Genomic DNA, 17012 nt, shown 5'->3' on the forward strand with positions numbered 1-17012 from the left:
GCCCATTTCCTCAAAGCTTATAAAAGCTTGGGCGAAGGAATATACTACTTTAGTGGGTAGTGTATTCCTTCGCCCAAACTTTTTACAACAGGGAAGCCTCCCGTGGCGTAGGAGCTTTTTGGTATTTCTCCCGTTGCAGAGCAGGATAGGTAATGCTATTTCTGCCCAAAGCGGGTCCCAAAGAAATCACCTTTCTTCCAGGTGGGGCGTGCTGGGGTATTGGCGACCTGGTAACTGATCAGGAAGTTCAACTGCACATACTTTCTGCCAGCGTCAAAGTCAAAGGTGTCATTGAGTTCATCCTGCGGCTTATGATAATGAACGGCGCGCCATTCTGCCACTTTCTTGTTGAGGTTGTTGAGGCCGTCGGCGGTTTTGTTGCCGTACTTGATGTGCAAGGCCGGAACGCCCTGCGTGACGAAGCTGTACTGATCGCTCCGGATGAAACGGTTCTCATTGGGCTCTGGGTCAGCCTCAACGGTCATGCCCAGGTAAGCGGCCGCGTTGGCCACCGGCGTTTCCAGGGTAGAATGCTGTGATCCTAATCCTACCACCGACAATAACGGCGCAATGATGGTGGGCATGTCTGTGTTGATGTCGGCTACAATGCTGCTCTTAGGCACGGTGGGGTATTTGGCGAAGTAGGCAGAACCCAGCAGTCCCATTTCCTCGGCGGTCACCATCACAATCAGGATGGAGCGCTTCGGCTTTTCTTTGAGGCGGGAGTAGGTGCGGGCAATTTCCAGTAGGCTGGCCACGCCAGAGGCATTGTCATGGGCGCCGTTGTTGATGGAGTCGCCGTTCACGGGCGCCGTGATGCCCACGTGGTCCAGATGCGCGCTGTGCACCACGTATTCGTTTTTCAGTTGCGGGTCTGCGCCGGTAATCTTGCCAATCACGTTCCAGGAGTCAAAGTCTTTGTTGCTGGAGGTGTAGCTGGCTTTTACGGTCTGCTTCAGGTCTGCGGAAGCTGGTTTGCCGCTCCGGAGGGTGGTAAACACCTGGGCAGTGTCCAAGCCGGCTTTGCTGAACATGTGTTGCGTACTCACGGCTGAAAGATTGGCCAACAACTTAATCTGCGGCGACACGAAGTTGCGGGAGGTGGCTACTTTCCCGTTGGCGTCTGCCACACTGTTCACACCCCTGGACAGGTTAGGAACCGTAGCTTTTGGGTTTTGGGTGTTGGCGCCAATGATGACGCCTACGGCACCATGATCGGCGGCATTTTTGAGGATGGTGGTCACGTCAATGCTGTAGGAAGCCACGGTAGATGGGAAGCTCTTGGGTGCCCCGCGCATCACCAGCACAATTTTGCCTTTCACGTTCTGGCCGGCGTAGTCATCATAGCCTAGGTCTGGAGCGGTAATGCCGTGTCCTACAAACACCACCGGCGCGCTCACGCTGGTCTGGTTTTCTTCGGGGTGCGGGTAAATGGCCACGTCCTGCCCAACGGTGAAGCTTTGGGCCTCGCCGCCTTGCGTGGGTTGTCTGCTAAAGGTGGCATCAGGCCCCAGGAACGACTGGCGCAGACGCACTAACTGCAGGTAGGAGTTGTTTTCGCCGCCTGGTTCCACGCCCAGCTTTTTGTATTGGTTCACTACATAGTCCACGGCCATCTGGTAGCCTTCGGTGCCGGGTTTGCGGCCTTTGAGTTTATCGTCGGCTAGGTAGGCAATGTGCTTTTTGATGTCAGCGGGCTTGGTCTTGTGCAAGGCCTTGGCCACTTTCCTGGGTACCTCCAACGTCTGGGAGAAAGCCGTGCCGGTGCTTAAAAGCGCACTCAGGCAAAGCAAGAGGGAAGATCGTTTCATTGGTTGTCTGTTGATTGTGTTTGGAACCTGAAATTACTAATTAAATAAGAAGTCCTTCAAGCGTTGAATGTCAGAAGGCTTCGTTTTTGGCCTGTTTTCCAGAAAATAAGCCAAAAACGAAGTAGTCCATCGGCAGAAGCACTTGTAATGCCTCCATAAAAAAATCCCTGCAACGTGGGCGGCAGGGATTTCTCATGAATAGGCAGATCTAATTACTGGCTGGGGCTTAGCGGCGCTGGTTGCGGACCGGAACTGGGATGGGTTGCAGGGTAGGACCAGCTAAGCGGGTAAGTAACTTCTTCAGTAACGAAGCGATGGAAAAAACAGTGTTGCTTGTCATGGGTTCAGTCATAAAGGGTTAAACCAGGTTAGGCGTTTTTCAAAACACCCGAAGTTCACAGAGCCTGACTCTCCCTTCCTCAATCATACCAACGAAGTTTAAGGTACTACATTTTACCGTAGGTTCTACTTTTCTGGAGAAACTTCTTTCCAGAGGCTTCGTGGTTTCTATGTAGGTACAACAATCATACCGCCCTAAGTGTTCACAGCCGTTGAATCCTTTCGCTCATGCTCTCTTCTTTTTTGGCTTTCCAGCCTGGTACTTATCGTTTTTTGCCTGTTTTATGGAAAATAGCCCAAAAACGCAAGTCGCTCTTGTTTAGCGGGTTGTGAAGTGTAGCAGGGTAGAAATTTTAGAGAATTAGAACTAACCTATATTTTAGGCAAGGTGTTTGCATGATAAAGAACAAGGTGAGATAAGAAGGGAAGAAGGACCGTTTCAGCCTGCTGTTTCACTGGGATGATTGACTTTGAGCGAGGGTTTGTTCTGGCTTTGATGCTGCCTGCTGGCAGCAAGTGAGGTTCCAGAATGTAGTTAAGCTCCACTACCAAATTTCACCTTTATTAACAGACAAAACATGAAGATTTTTAAACACGCGTGGGTGCTAGGGGTGATAGCCCTTTTGGCATTCCAACTTGGAGGCGCTACCGCTGCACAGGCTCAGCCTGGCGGACGGGTGTCTTTCCAGACCTTCTATGACGAACTGGAGCCCTACGGCCGCTGGATCAATGACCCAGAGTATGGGTACGTTTGGTCGCCAGACGTTGACCAGGGATTTCAGCCGTACGCCAGCCGCGGGCACTGGGTCATGACCGAGTACGGCAACACCTGGGTGTCTGACTATGACTGGGGCTGGGCACCATTCCACTACGGCCGCTGGGCCTATGACGACTATTACGGTTGGCTCTGGGTACCCGGCAACGAGTGGGGACCAGCCTGGGTAGACTGGAGACGCAGTGACGGCTATTATGGCTGGGCGCCCATGGGTCCAAGGATTACCTACGTGATGCCGGCCAGCCGCTGGTGCTTCGTGCCGGTTATGTATATTTCCAGCCCAAGAATCTACCACTATTACGTGCCGCAGACCCGCGTGGTGAACATCTACCACAACACCACCATCATCAACAACTATTATGAGCGCGACCACCGCAAGTACGTGTATGGCCCCCGTACCCAGGACATTGAGCGCGCCACCAATAGAAAAGTGAACGTGTATCGGGTAGACAATGACAGCCGCCCCGGCAGAAACCAGATTGCAGACAACACGGTACGCATTTATCGGCCGGAGGTGAGCAACCGAAGAAGCGAGGCGCCTGCCAGGGTAGAAGCCAGAGACAACCAAAGCCAGGTGAGAACCTCCCGGGAGAGTAACGCTGCCGCTACCACCACCAGAACCGAAAGAAGCACTGCCGGCAGCAGAGCGGCGACTGAGGCGCCTGCCACCCGCAGAAGAGTGAGTACCACAGAGCGCTCTGAGCAACGTACTTCTGAGGCCAGCGGCCCGGAAAGAACCGAGCCTCGGGCGGGAACCGTCAGAGAGCAGCGTTCTTCCAGGGGGCAGACTGCGCCTGACAACACCCAGGCTCCCGTGCGGACCGAGCGCTCACAACCTGCCACCAGAACCAGGGAACAAGCAGCGCCCAGCCCGCGCCAGCGTAGTTCAAACCTGACTCCGGCCCCGGAAGCCGAGCGTAGAACAGAATATGCTCCGCGTAGAACAGAAGCAAGCAGCCAGGCCACGTATGCGCCACCACGCGCACAATCAGCGCCTCAGCCCCAGCCAATTCAGGAGCGGAGCAGGGCCACCTCGGCTCCGCAAAGCAGCCAACCCGTGCAGGGGGCTGCGCAAGAACGTCCGGCTGGTGGGCGTGAAAGAACTTCGTCCCGAAGAAATTAAGGGAGAAGATTGAATGATGATTGAAGAGCCGTCCTTGCAAAGGGATGGCTCTTCGTTTTTAGGCTGATTTCTGGGAAATACGCCAAAAAAGAGCATATTTGAAAAGTAGAGGAATTCAGCTCTTAGCAAATCTTGTATCCACTCTGAAATGATAAAGACTCCGGATTTATAAGAAAACGATCTGTCATGTTGTCTTTACACTACAAGTAGGAAATGGTAGGAGCCGCATCTGAAGGGAAAACAAAACCAATATGAACATAGGCAAGGCCGTCCTTTTTCACCTACTTCCCGGGCTTATTACCATAGTCATCGTGGTTCTGTTGGCCCCGCTGCTCCAGCAACATGGCTGGCATACAGGGCTCTCATTTTTAGCGGCGCTGGTTTTCATCACCATTCCTTTGCATGTGTATTTGCTGCTGAGAGAAGGAAGAAGGATTCATGGGTTTTATACGCTCAGGGGTGTGAACCTGTACCACCAACCCATGCCGGCATGGCAGTACTTTCTGTTCTTTATGGCCTTGGTTGCCTGGGCCTTCGGGCTGTTGTTTCTGTTGGCGCCTGTAAAGGAGTTTCTGCTGGAGCAGGTGTTTTATTGGCTTCCGGCATACCTGAAAGGCAGTGATCAGGTGGCATCTCTCAGCTACAGGGCCATGCTGTTGTTTCTGGTGTTGCAGATTTTGGTAGATGGTCTACTTATACCGGTGGTAGAAGAGTACTACTTTAAAGGCTACCTGCTGGCCAGAATGACTTCTTTGGGAATAGTTGCGCCGTTATTATCTGCGGCGCTGTTTGCCTTCGCGCATTTTTGGCAGCCCTACAATTACCCGCTTATCTTCCTGATTCAGCTCCCGCTCACGTATCTGGTCTGGTACAAGAAGAACCTGTATTTGGGAGTGTACCTGCATGTTTTCGGGAACCTGTTCGGAGCCCTTTTAAGCTTGATAGGATTTCTAAGTGCTTCTTAACCATTTTGTTGTCAAGAATACACTGGCTGCATTTTACCCTTCTTCAAGCCTTGGCAAGCTAGGCTCATAAGATAGCCCCGTCAAGAACTCAACCTGCCATTGCTTCTCTTGCTAAAATACATTTACCTTAGAGAACCTTAATAAGCAGACAACAAATCCAAAGCCATGAAGACAACCCCAGCGCATGATGCTAAAATAGCCAACATGACCTTTGCCTCGGTGTACCCGCACTACGTGACCAAGGTAGAACGCAAAGGCAGGACCAAAGAAGAACTGCACCAGGTACTTGCGTGGCTGACGGGTTTTGATGAAAACAAACTGCAGGAGCTAATCACAGAAAAAGTGACCTTTGAGGCTTTCTTCCAACAAGCAGCCATTCCTCCCAACGCAACGCTCATTACAGGAACCATTTGCGGCTATAGGATAGAAGAGATCGAAAACCCATTGACCCGGCAGGTGCGGTACCTAGACAAGCTGGTAGATGAACTGGCGAAGGGCAAAAAGTTGGAGAAAATCATACGGCAGTCGTAAGGCATTTCCACTAAACAATGTAAGTATCGTTCCTCCTCAGGATTGTACCTAAGTCTTGAGCTAGGCAACGCTCGTTTTTGGTCTGTTTTCCAGAAAAGAGGCCAAAAACAAACGTCGGCATCCTTTGCAGAAGTCCGGCGTTTGCGGGGTTGGGGGATATGTTTGGGGAGTATAAAATGCTACAGTAAACTCACCAGGGTGAGCATGGTGCCCGCCAGAAAAAGAAGCAGGTAAAAGGCCGTGACCTCGCCGGTGGTAAACTCAGAAGGCGAAGACCGTAAAAGCAGGCTCATCCACTCTCTGGGGGCGTTCATGAAACGGGCTGCTCTTAGGTATAGGTTTATTTGGCAAAAGAATCTCAGTAAAAAAGCCACCACAAAGTTTTCTAAAAAGGCTGAGGTCTTGGGGGGAGACCTCAGCCTATGGGAAAGAGTGTTTCTTCCTAGTGATAAAAGGAACCAGTATCAGCGAAGCTAATAGGGGGCTGGTTCTCTCTGTGTCATTAGGTATGGAACAAATGTAGGGCGCTGCCTCCTTAGAATGAATGAAAGAATATCAGCTTTTGTAACATTGACTAATCCTTGGATTACCTTTTAAAAAAGCCTCCAATTGTATCTGGTAGCTTATATTTGAAAACATTTCAGCCGGGATATGGGCATTTTGTAACATTTTAACTTCGGACTGGCCCAAGGTTAACCATCTTTTTTAAAAAAGAATTTGAGGTATAACGGTGTCTATTGGCTGGCAGGAGCCTGCTCGCGGTATTTTTCCAGCAGGTAGAGGAGCACCAGCGCCAGAAAGTTAACAGTTACAAAAGACCCACCCATTCCAGAGCCCAGGCTTAAGGTAAAGGAAGACAAGGAGAGCTTCGCCTTTAGGAGCCAGTCAGGCACAAACTCTATGCCCAGTCCCACTTTCAGGCCCGCCACATAATTAAACGTCCAGCCGACCATGCCTGCACTAAAAACCTGCAACACCTGGTTCACTAATGATAGGGTAAAGGCACTCCTGCGGGACTTGAACAGCAGAAAACCACACACTACAGAAAAGCTATATAAAAGCGCCCCCAGTAATACCCCCAGCCAGCTAGAAGTCGCGGCATTAAGCATCTGGGAACCCATCTTGAGTAGAAAGAAAAGCCCAACCAGGCCGCCTAGCAATTGATATACTGCCAGAATTAGAACTATGGGCTTGGGCTTGGAGGAAGAAGGATTAGAAAGAAGCATGAAAATGGAGTAAACTGAAAGTTAGAAAAAAGCCCCGGCCACCAGAAGGGCCGGGGCTTTTACCGTTCATGAAAACGGGTAGTGTTATTGGTGATCAAATTCTACGTCGTTGTACTTGTTTTCCAGATCCGCTAAGCCTTTCTTGCCATACGCCAAACGAGTGATCACCACAAACAACACCGGCACAATGAAGATGGCCAGGAACGTAGCCGCCAGCATACCGCCAATCACTACCCAGCCAATGGTTTGCCTGGACACGGCACCAGCGCCAGAAGCCAGTACCAAAGGCACCACGCCCAGAATAAAGGCCAGCGAAGTCATGATGATAGGGCGTAGGCGCAACCGTACGGCATCTAGGGTGGCGGCTATCAGTTCCATGCCATGGTCTACCCGTTCTTTGGCAAACTCCACAATCAAGATGGCATTCTTGGCGGCCAAACCAATCAAGGTAATCATACCAATCTGGGCGTACACATTGTTGTCCAGCTTAGGCAGGAAGGTGAGCGCCAGAATGGCCCCGAACATGCCCAGCGGAATGGCAAACAAAATAGAGAACGGCACGCTCCAGCTTTCATACAAGGCCGCCAGCAAGAGCAGAACCAGTACAATGGACAGCGCGAAAATGTAAAGGGTGCTGTTGCCCGCGGCCAACTCTTCGCGGCTTAGGCCAGAGAAGTCATAGCCATAGCCGGCCGGAAGGGTCTTCGCGGCCACTTCCTCCAGCGCCTGCAAGGCCTGCCCGCTACTGTAGCCCGGCTTGGCGCTCCCCGAAATCTCTACAGACCTGAACAAGTTGTAATGTGAGATCACCGCCGGGTTCTCCACTATTTTAGAACTCACCAAGGCACTCAGCGGCACAGCTTCACCGGCGCGGTTGAGGACGTAGAACTGGTTCAGGCTCTTGATGTCCATGCGGTAGGCGGTGTCTGCCTGGGCTACTACGCGGTAGTTACGACCGTAGCGCGTAAAGTCATTGATGTAGCGGCTGCCCATGTAAGAAGCCATGGTAGAATAAACATCTGTGAGGCTGATGCCCAGTTTCTTCACTTTCTCACGGTCCACTTCTACCTGGTAGCCCGGCGTGCGGGTATTGAAGAAGCTGTAGGCCATGGCAATCTCGGGCCGCTGGTTGGCGGCTCCCAAAAACTGTCCCATCACCTTCTCCAGTTCCTTGATGTCGCCGGCGGTTCGCTGCTGTAATATAAAGCTGAAGCCCCCTGACTGGCCCAGACCCGGAATAGCCGGCGGTGCCACCACAATAATGTTGGCTTCCTTGATGGTGGCAAATTTCTGGTTCAGCTCCGCTATGACGCCTTGCAACTTCATAGATTCGTCCTTGCGTTGGTCCCAAGGGTGCATCTGAATAAAGAACGTCCCGCTGTTCGACTTAAAGGAGAAGTTAATGGCGTTCAAACCCGAGATAGACGTAGAGTTTCTGATGGCTTTCACTTCGCCTAAGATACCGGCCATTCTCTCCAGGATAGCCTGGGTTCTGTTGGCAGAGGATCCTTCTGGAAGTTCTACGGAGATAAATAAGCGTCCTTCATCTTCCGTCGGGATGAAACCGGTTGGTTTCTTAGCAAACAAGCCCACCGTGCCCACATACAAACAGGCTAGTAGAATTAAGGCCAACGGTGCTGCTTTAATGCTTTTGCGCACGCCGGCAGAGTAAGACGCCGTGGTGCGGGCGAACCAGTTATTGAACTTGTAGAAGAATTTGTTCAAGCCTCTGGATTCGCGGTTCACGTTCATGGGCCGTAGCATCATGGAGCAAAGCGCGGGCGTCAAGGTCAAGGCCACAAACGCCGAGATCAACACCGAAATGGCAATAGTAATCGCGAACTGTTGGTACAGCCGGCCCACAATCCCGGGTATAAAGCCCACTGGAATAAACACCGCCGCCAGAATCAAGGCAATGGCAATTACCGGCGCCGTGATGTCTTTCATGGCCTTGCGCGTAGCCTCCTTAGGCGAAAGCCGCTCATGGTCAATGTAATGCTGTACCGCTTCCACCACCACAATCGCGTCATCTACCACAATACCAATGGCCAGCACAAACCCGAAGAGCGTCAACGTGTTAATGGTGAAGCCCAGCGGAATGAAGAAGATGAACGTACCAATGATGGATACCGGAATGGCCAGAATAGGAACCAGCGTCGCGCGCCAGCTTTGCAGGAACAAGAACACCACAATGATTACCAGCACCAAGGCCTCCAGCAAGGTCGTGACCACTTCCTTAATGGACACCTCCACCACCGTCACAGACTCAAACGAGACAATGTAGTCCACATCGGCGGGGAAGGTTTTCTTCATTTCCTGCAAAGCGGCATTGATACCTTCGGCAGTTTCTACGGCGTTGGAGCCCGGGGCTTGGTAGATTAGCATGATGCCGGACGGATTGCCGTTGATGGTGGCCTGACGGCCGTAGTCAAACTGCCCGAACTCCACGCGGGCCACATCTTTCAGATAGACCAAAGAGCCTTCTTCAGGGTTAGTTCTAATGATGACGTTCTCAAACTCCTGCTGGGTGGCCAGACGTCCGCTCACCGTTATGGGGTATTGAAACGCCTGGGTGTTGTACTGCGGCCGAGCCCCCACGGTACCCGCGGCCACCTGCATGTTCTGCTCCTGAATGGCGGCTACCACTTGGTTCGCGCTCAGGTTGTACTGGGCCAACTTGTCTGGTTGTAACCACAAGCGCATGCTAAAGTCCTGGCCAATAGACGTTACGTCACCCACACCTTTCACGCGTAGCAAGGCATCCTTTACGTAGATATTGGTGTAGTTGTCCAGGTACTGGATGTCATGCGTTTTCTTAGGCGAGTAAATGCCCACTACCATCAAGATACTGGGGTTCCGCTTGCGCACGGTCACACCCAGACGGCGTACCTCTTCTGGCAGGCTCGGCTCCGCAACGCTGGCGCGGTTCTGCACATCCAGCGTGGCAATGTTGATGTCCGTGCCTACTTCAAAGGTCACCGTCATGTTCATCTGCCCGGTACTGGTGTTAGTAGAGCTTAGATAGGCCATGCCCGGCGTCCCGTTAATCTGGGTCTCAATGGGGGTGGCTACGGTCTGCTCAATGGTCTGCGCATCTGCCCCGGTGTAGTTCGCCGACACGGAAACCGTAGGCGGCGAAATATCGGGGTACTGGGTGACGGGCAGGTTCAACATGGCCAGGGTACCTACCAGCACGATCACAATAGAGATCACGATGGCGGTAATAGGCCGTCTTATAAATATGTCAGATATCATCTTCTTTCTGAAATGCTTCTATAAACCTTAATTATCTGGCACCGGCGGCCGGGCCTGCGGCTGGCGCGGCACCTACCTGCACTTTGGCTCCCTGACGCAGTTTCTGGATGCCTTCCACCACAATCACATCACCGGCGTTCAAGCCTTCACGGGCCACAATCTTGTCCTGGAAGCGGGTGCCTAGTTGAATGTTCTGCTGCTGTACAGAATCGCCCTGCACTTTGTACACGAAGTACTCGCCCAACTGCTCTGTCACGGCCTTAAACGGAAGCGTAATCTGTTGGCCAATGTCCTGGTTCAAGACGTTCACGCTCACGGTCATGCCAGACACCAGTTGGCGATCTGGGTTAGGGAAGCTCACGCGCACCGTGATGGTACCCGTCTGCGTACCAATGGCCCGATCAATGGCGCTCAGCTTACCTGTATGTGGATAGGTAGAACCGTCAGAGAAGGAAAGCGTGAACAAAGAGTCTGGCTGTTTGCCTTGCTGCAGGCGGTTAAATCTGGGCAGTTCGGTTTCATTGATCACAAAATCAACGGCCGTGGGGCCATCTGAAGAAATAGTGTTCAACAGCGTCTGCCCCGGACTTACCTGGGAGCCTACCCGCACCTGTGAGATGCCGATGGTACCAGAGAACGGCGCGTTGATGATGGAATAGCCCAGGTCTGTAGCGGCGCTGGCCACCTGAGAGCGGGCCACGGCCACTTGGGCACGGGCAGTCTCCACGTCGGCGCGGGCGTAGTCTACGCGCTGGCGGGCAATGGCGTCCTGCTTGGCCAGGTTCTCATAGCGCTCCAGGTCTTTCTGCACGCGGTTGAGGTTGGCCTGTGCGCTGCGTACTTGGGCCTGGGCCTGGTTATAGGCTGCTTGGTACTTGGTACGGTCAATCTCATACAGTTTCTGGCCTTTGGTCACGCGCTGGCCATCTTTTACAAATATCTGGGTAATGTAGCCGCTTACCTGCGGGCGTAGTTCCACTTCACTCAACGGTACTACCGTGCCCGGATAGGTGTCAGTGCCCACCACGCGTTCCTGCATGACGGTATAGGTATTCACGGGTACCGGGCCGCCCATCATGGCGCCTTGCGGAGCTCCTTCTTTGTTGCCGCAAGAATAAAGCAGGGCAGAGGCGAAGAAGGCTAAGGCCAGGGGAGAAAGATTTCTTTTCATATAGGTTGGTTTCGGCTTATTCATTGACAGCAATGGTGCCCAGGGCACGTTGAACATCTAGTTTACTGGCCAGTACATTGTACAAGGCGTTATAATAATTGAGTTGCGCGGTGCGCAAATCGGTCTCGGCCACAATCAGGTCCAGGTAGGTTTTAATGCCTTCGTTGTATTGCAGCTTAAGCACGTTGTACACCTCTTCCGCCAGCTTCACGTTCTCTTGCAAGATGAGCCAGTCCTGGTAATCGCTTTTGTAATTGGCCAGGGCGCGCTGGTACTCTGTGTTAATGCGGCGCTGAAGGTTGGTCAGCTCCAGATCCAGGCTCTGGGCTTGCAGCTCAGAGATGCGCACGTTCTGCAACCTTCTTCCCCCCTGAAAAATAGGAATACCCACCTGCAAACCCACCGCCGAGGTTGGGTAAGACTGACGGTACAAATCTGAGAAGCTGGAGCTGAAGAAGGTGGGGTTGTAGTTAACGAACGCCGACGCCGTAGGCAAAAAACCCCATCTGTAATAGCGCGTGTTCAGGCCCTGGATCTGGCGTTGGGTTTGGATCTGTTGGTATTCTACGCGGTTGGCAAATGCTACTTGCTGCGTGGTGTCCAGGTAGATGTTCTGCTGCATCTGCTGGTAGTCATAGGCCAACGTAAGCGGCTGGCCCATGGGCAAGCCCATAAGTTCCTGCAACACGGCGGTGCTTGCCTTGATGGCTTCCTGCGTTCTTTTGCGGTCTGCCCTAATGCTGTTCAAGGTGATGCTGGCGCGTTGATAATCGGTTTTGTCTACCAGGCCCTGCTCATACTGGGCGCGGGCATCACGGTACTGCTTTTCCTGGCGCTGGATGTTCTCTTCCAGAATGCGCAGCTGTTCCTGGCTGAGCAAAATGTTATAGAAAGCCTTGCTCACCTCTACCACCGTGTTGATTTTGGTGGCCTTGGTGATCTGGTCCAAAGCCAGGCGGGTAAAGCGCGCCGCCCGTGAGGCCAGCAACAGGTCATTGCTGTACAGCGTCTGGTTTGCCTGGAAATTGATGTTGGAATTGTATTTCTGCCCGATGGTGATCACCTGGTCCCCGAACACGCTCTGCTGGCGTTTGATGTTGTGGGTTAGGGCATAATTAGCCGATACCTGGGGCAGCCAACCCGAAAGCTGTGCCCTGATTTGGCTTTCACCTATTTCTTCGTCTAGCTGTGCCTGTTGCACCTGCGTCTGGTTTTTGAGGGCATATTCTACGCACTCCTGCAACGTTAGCCGTTGGGCAGTGCTGTCCTGGGTCATCTGGGCCGTCGCGGCAGAGGGAGCCAACAGGCAGCTCAGCAGCAAAGTCCCCAGATAAAATGTTTTTTTCATATGTACGGGTAAAGGGTATTCAATAAATGCTTGGTTAAAAGATGATTAGAGTTTACGAATGCCGTCCCAATTCATCTGTGCCAATTGGGTGAATTCTTTCTCAGAAAGATGCGCCTTGCCGGTAATGTGTACCTTGGCGGCCGTCATGATGCTGCTATGAATCATCATGGCCATGAGCTTGGGCGGCATGTCCCGCAGGATGCCATGCTGGTTGCCCAGCTCTATAAACTCCTTGATCTCGTTCTGGTAATGGTCGCTTTGCTGGGTGCAGCGAGGGTAGAAGGGCGAGTTCACAAACTGCTCCAGAAAGAACAATACCTCTGGGTGGTCAATGTAGAACTGGCAGCGGTTGATCCAGCGTAGAAAGAAGCTTTCCTCAAAGTCCATTTCGGGATGAAGGCCCTGCTGCAGGGTGAGCTGCATCTGGCGCTGCGTGTACGCGAACAACTCCAGAATTAGCGTGTCCTTGCTGTCAAAATAATGGTAGATGGTGCCCGCCGCCACGCCGGCCTCCTTGGCTACAAGGCTCATGGGCGTACCATGAAACCCGTTCTGCTGAATCAGCTTGAGGGTACTCTCCAGAATCGCCTTTTTCTTCTCTGCAATATTCTCCGCCACCTGTTTTTTGCTTCTATTGAACGTTCATTCGGGAGGCAAAGTAAGGGCTAATTAAAAGGAGAGACTAATTGAATTTACCTTTGAAAGAATAGAAATTATTTATGAAGGATAAATTTAGGGCGGTAACTGCTTGAAAGTAAGAAAGTTGGAGAATAAGGCCGATGGGTGGTTACTTATAGGAAACCCTGGCGTGCGTAACCCTTCGTTTTTGGGCTGTTTTGGTGAAAACAGGCCAAAAACTAAGGCCTCACTTTGCCTGTTGCGCCAAGATGTGCTGGATGATTTTGGGGGCGTGGTCCCGGGAGTTTTCAATGAACCACAGGTGGGTGTCCATGCCGCCGCAGACCACGCCCGCCAGGTAGAGGCCCGGCTGATTGGTTTCCATGGTGGTGGGATTGTGTTGAGGGTACAGCTTGTCATCTTCAGATAATTGCACACCGAACTTGCGCAACAGGTCAAAATTAGGTTTGTAACCCGTTAGGGCCAGCACGAAATCATTGGCAAGGGTCACAAGTCCCTCGGGCGTGAGAATGTCTACTTCGCCTAGTCTGATGGCCGTGATGCTGGCGTTGAAATACGCCGTGATGCTGCCCTCTGCAATGCGGTTTTCAATGTCTGGGCGCACCCAGTACTTCACGCGCCGGCCAATCTCGGGACCGCGCACTACCATGGTCACCTGGGCACCCTTGCGGTAGGTTTCCAGCGCCGCATCTACTGATGAGTTGCTGGCGCCCACCACCACTACCTTTTGCAAGGCGTAGTAATGCGGGTCTTTGTAGTAATGCGTCACGTGGGGCAGGTCTTCACCGGGAATGTCCATGAGCGCGGGCAGGTCATAAAAACCCGTGGAGACAATCACGTTGCGGGCTTGATAGGTGCCTTTGGATGTCTGCACCTGAAACTTCTCCTCCTGTTTTTCTACGTGTTGCACCTCTTCAAACAAATGAACGTCCAGGTTGAATTTGAGGGCGACGCGGCGGTAGTATTCCAGGGCTTCGGCACGGCGCGGTTTGGGGTTGTCTGAGATGAAGGGCACGCCGCCAATCTCCAACTTCTCTGAAGTAGAGAAAAAGGTCATGGTCTGCGGGTAGTTGTAGAGCGAGTTCACCAGGCAGCCTTTCTCCAGAATCAGGTAAGACAGCCCCGCCTGCTGGGCCTCAATGCCACAGGCCAACCCAATGGGCCCGCCACCAATAATCACCACGTCATACAAAGTCTCTGCTGCTGTCATGTTGCAAATCTAGGAAAGCCTGAAAGAATCTCCGGCAGATAAGGAGGGAGCCTCGTTTTTGGACTGTTTTCTGGAAAAGAGGCTAAAAACGGACTGCCGCCTTCAAAAGTCCGTGCTAAAAGTTGCAGGCAAATTCTCTTTACGTTGGTTTTGCGGCGCAAGATAAACCGGGCAAACCGCCAGATTGGCAATTCTGCGCTTACCTTTGTCTCTGAGTCTCGTTAGAGGACATTGCCTTGTGCGCTCTATCTGGGACTAAACCAGCGAGAGCACCTGAGTGTTTTGAGATAGAATACGTCATGCCCAGACACCGCTACCTGCAGGAACTGCACTACTTCTTTTTCAGTCAGAACTTCTCTGATGGCATCAAGACCACCATAGGCGTGCTGCTGCCCAGTTTGGTGGCGGCGTACTATGGGCAAATGTCCATGGGTTTCTCCCTGTCTTTGGGGGCCATCTGTGTGAGTCTGGCAGATTCGCCGGGGCCGGTGGCCCATAAGCGCAACGGCATGTTGGTGAGCATGGTGCTGGGAGCGGTGGTAGGCCTCTTGACGGGGTATGCCCGGCCGTACGTGATGTTGCTGGGGCTGGAGATTCTGGTCCTCAGTTTTGTCTGCTCCATGTTTTTGGTATACGGCATGCGGGCCTCGTTCATTGGGCTGGCAGCCTTGCTGGTCATGATTCTAACGCTGGCGCATCCCTTAGAGCCTAGCCAGGTGCCTACCTACAGCCTTCTCATTTTGGCGGGCGGCATCTGGTACGCGGTGCTGAGTTTATTCTCGGCCCAGATCATGCCCTACCGCCAGACCCAGCAGAACCTAGCCGACGGCATACGCGAGGTAGCCAAGTTCCTGCGGATCAAAGCCGAGTTCTACAACCCATCCTCAGACCTGGAGGAGCAGTACCGCAAGCTGGTCACGCAACAGGTGGTGGTCAATGAGAAGCAGGACACCGTGCGCGAAATGCTCTTCAAAAGCCGGCTGGTGGTCAAAGATTCTACCCGCACCGGCCGCACGCTGTTCATGATATTTGTGGACATGGTGGACCTGTATGAGCAGATCACCGCCATTCACTATGACTACACCGCCCTGCGCACCAAATTCGCCTCTTCTGGTGTATTGGCCAGGATTGTGGCCCTCATTCAAGAATACGCGCAGGAACTGGAGCAGATAGCCAAGGCCGTGCAGGTAAACCAGCAGTACACCGGCACCCGCGAAGACCTGGCCCAAAAACTGGAGAAATTGCAGCAGGCCATTGACCAGGTAGAACAACAGCACCCCGATGTGCAGACGCTGGTGCTAAGAAAAATCTTCGTGAATTTTAAGGTGATGGCCGAGCGGGTGCAGAGCGTGCAGACCTACCTGCGGGAAGGCGCCGTGCAGGATAAGGAGTTTGCCCCAACCGTACATTATGCCCCCTTCATTCAACACCAGAACCTGGATCCGCAGATCTTTCTCAACAACCTGACGCTGCAATCGTCGGTGTTCAGGTTCTCATTCAGGATGGCGGTGGTGAGTCTCGTGGCTTTTGTCTTGACCAAGCTCTTTCCGTACGGGCAGCATAGCTACTGGGTCTTGCTCACGGTGGTTTTCATTTTAAAGCCGGGCTTCAGCCTGACCAAGCAGCGCAACTACCAACGTTTGCTGGGGACGCTGGTGGGCAGTTTTGTGGGTATTCTGGTACTGTGGTTAGTGGAAGATGCCACGCTGCGGTTTCTCTTGCTGGTGTTTTTCATGGTGGGCACCTACAGCGTGCAACGCATCAACTACGTCTGGAGCGTGCTGTTCATGACGCCCTTTGTGCTGCTGGTGTTCAGTTTTCTGGGCAGTTCTGGTTTGGCGGTGGTGCAGGAGCGGGTACTGGATACGTTGGTGGGCTGCGGCATTGCGTTTCTGGCCAGCTACCTCATTTTCCCTAACTGGGAAGCCAAGCAGATGAAGACCTTTCTGAGCGCGGCCTTGCAGGCCAACCTGGGCTACCTGCAGATGTTATCCAAGACCAGCGTCTCAGAACTGGAGTACAAGCTGGCCCGCAAAGACGTGTATGTGAGCTCGGCTAACCTGTCAGCGGCGTTCCAACGCATGGCCTCTGAGCCCAAGAACAAGCAGCGCAAAAAGCAGGAAATGTATGAACTGGTGGTGCTCAACCACATACTGTCTTCGTTTATTGCCACCATGGCTCGGGCCGCTTGTTTGACCAGACACAGTTGCTGCCAGAAGAGTACCGGAAAATTGTAAGAAAGGCCTCACATGCCTTGCAAAGCGCTCTGAAAACCCTGGGCACCGATCCCCCGGTTATTTCAGAAGAGGCCACGATATCTGCTGTTCCAGAACCTGAAACTCCTCTGACTACTACCGGCCCTAATGATGCTTTGCTACAGGAACAACTCCAGTTCCTGAACAAAGTCTGCCATGACATCGCCAAAATCACGCAAGCCATTCACATGTAGTTTTGCAAAATCAGCCTGCATCGTTTTTAGCCCAATTTCCTGAAAAACAGCCAAAAACGAGATAGCTGGTTGCAGCCGTCAAAACCAATTCATATATATGTAGGTACAATGATTGTACGTATCGGGATTTAACTATACCCTCTTGGGCACGTATAAAAATTGCACGAAAC

13 protein-coding genes are annotated in these 17012 nt (G+C 52.6%); 5 read left to right on the forward strand and 8 right to left on the reverse strand.

Features of this window, described 5'->3' with window-relative positions; all coding sequences use genetic code 11:
* Positions 1-155: 155 nt before the first annotated feature.
* Entirely contained in the window at positions 156-1811 is a 1656-nt protein-coding gene (locus tag GU926_RS18280) for a M28 family peptidase (protein ID WP_160694471.1), read from the reverse strand.
* A 917-nt stretch (positions 1812-2728) separates the two neighbouring features.
* Here GU926_RS18280 and GU926_RS18285 point away from each other — a divergent pair.
* The 3 genes from GU926_RS18285 (at position 2729) to GU926_RS18295 (ending at position 5544) form a co-directional block, all read left to right on the forward strand.
* Entirely contained in the window at positions 2729-4048 is a 1320-nt protein-coding gene (locus GU926_RS18285; protein ID WP_160694472.1) for a DUF6600 domain-containing protein, read from the forward strand.
* A gap of 251 nt (positions 4049-4299) precedes the next feature.
* The gene (locus GU926_RS18290) at positions 4300-5013 is read left to right on the forward strand and encodes a CPBP family intramembrane glutamic endopeptidase (protein ID WP_160694474.1); all 714 of its coding nucleotides are present in this window, start codon (positions 4300-4302) and stop codon (positions 5011-5013) included.
* A 165-nt stretch (positions 5014-5178) separates the two neighbouring features.
* Positions 5179-5544: a DUF2200 domain-containing protein gene (locus GU926_RS18295; protein ID WP_160694476.1), complete on the forward strand. Its 366-nt coding sequence runs from the start codon at positions 5179-5181 to the stop codon at positions 5542-5544.
* A gap of 179 nt (positions 5545-5723) precedes the next feature.
* Here the strand turns inward: GU926_RS18295 and GU926_RS18630 are convergent, their stop codons facing one another.
* From GU926_RS18630 to GU926_RS18325, 7 genes are all read right to left on the reverse strand, one after another.
* Positions 5724-5858, reverse strand: a complete 135-nt coding sequence (locus GU926_RS18630; RefSeq protein ID WP_262886148.1) for a hypothetical protein — start codon at positions 5856-5858, stop codon at positions 5724-5726.
* Positions 5859-6278: 420 nt separating this feature from the next.
* A complete protein-coding gene (locus tag GU926_RS18300; RefSeq protein WP_160694478.1) occupies positions 6279-6770 on the reverse strand; it encodes a hypothetical protein in 492 nt (163 codons plus the stop codon).
* 84 nt (positions 6771-6854) lie between these two features.
* Positions 6855-10025 carry an efflux RND transporter permease subunit gene (locus tag GU926_RS18305; RefSeq protein ID WP_160694480.1) on the reverse strand — a complete coding sequence of 1057 codons (3171 nt, stop codon included), beginning with the start codon at positions 10023-10025 and terminating at the stop codon, positions 6855-6857.
* A 31-nt stretch (positions 10026-10056) separates the two neighbouring features.
* Complete coding sequence (locus GU926_RS18310) at positions 10057-11196, reverse strand: efflux RND transporter periplasmic adaptor subunit (RefSeq protein ID WP_160694482.1); 1140 nt, start codon at positions 11194-11196, stop codon at positions 10057-10059.
* 16 nt (positions 11197-11212) lie between these two features.
* Positions 11213-12544, reverse strand: coding sequence for a TolC family protein (locus GU926_RS18315; RefSeq protein WP_160694484.1), 1332 nt, complete (start codon positions 12542-12544; stop codon positions 11213-11215).
* Between the two features lie 45 nt (positions 12545-12589).
* Positions 12590-13162: a TetR/AcrR family transcriptional regulator gene (locus tag GU926_RS18320; protein ID WP_160694486.1), complete on the reverse strand. Its 573-nt coding sequence runs from the start codon at positions 13160-13162 to the stop codon at positions 12590-12592.
* A 247-nt stretch (positions 13163-13409) separates the two neighbouring features.
* Positions 13410-14393 carry a YpdA family putative bacillithiol disulfide reductase gene (locus GU926_RS18325; protein WP_160694488.1) on the reverse strand — a complete coding sequence of 328 codons (984 nt, stop codon included), beginning with the start codon at positions 14391-14393 and terminating at the stop codon, positions 13410-13412.
* A 299-nt stretch (positions 14394-14692) separates the two neighbouring features.
* On the opposite strand from GU926_RS18325, the gene GU926_RS18330 reads away from it, so the two are divergent.
* Both GU926_RS18330 and GU926_RS18335 read left to right on the forward strand, forming a co-directional pair.
* Positions 14693-16630 carry an FUSC family membrane protein gene (locus GU926_RS18330; protein WP_160694490.1) on the forward strand — a complete coding sequence of 646 codons (1938 nt, stop codon included), beginning with the start codon at positions 14693-14695 and terminating at the stop codon, positions 16628-16630.
* A 17-nt stretch (positions 16631-16647) separates the two neighbouring features.
* Positions 16648-16842 (forward strand): hypothetical protein, encoded by a 195-nt coding sequence (locus tag GU926_RS18335; protein WP_160694492.1) that lies wholly within the window; start codon positions 16648-16650, stop codon positions 16840-16842.
* Positions 16843-17012 lie beyond the last annotated feature (170 nt).

The organism is Nibribacter ruber, assembly GCF_009913235.1.
Lineage (GTDB): Bacteria > Bacteroidota > Bacteroidia > Cytophagales > Hymenobacteraceae > Nibribacter > Nibribacter ruber.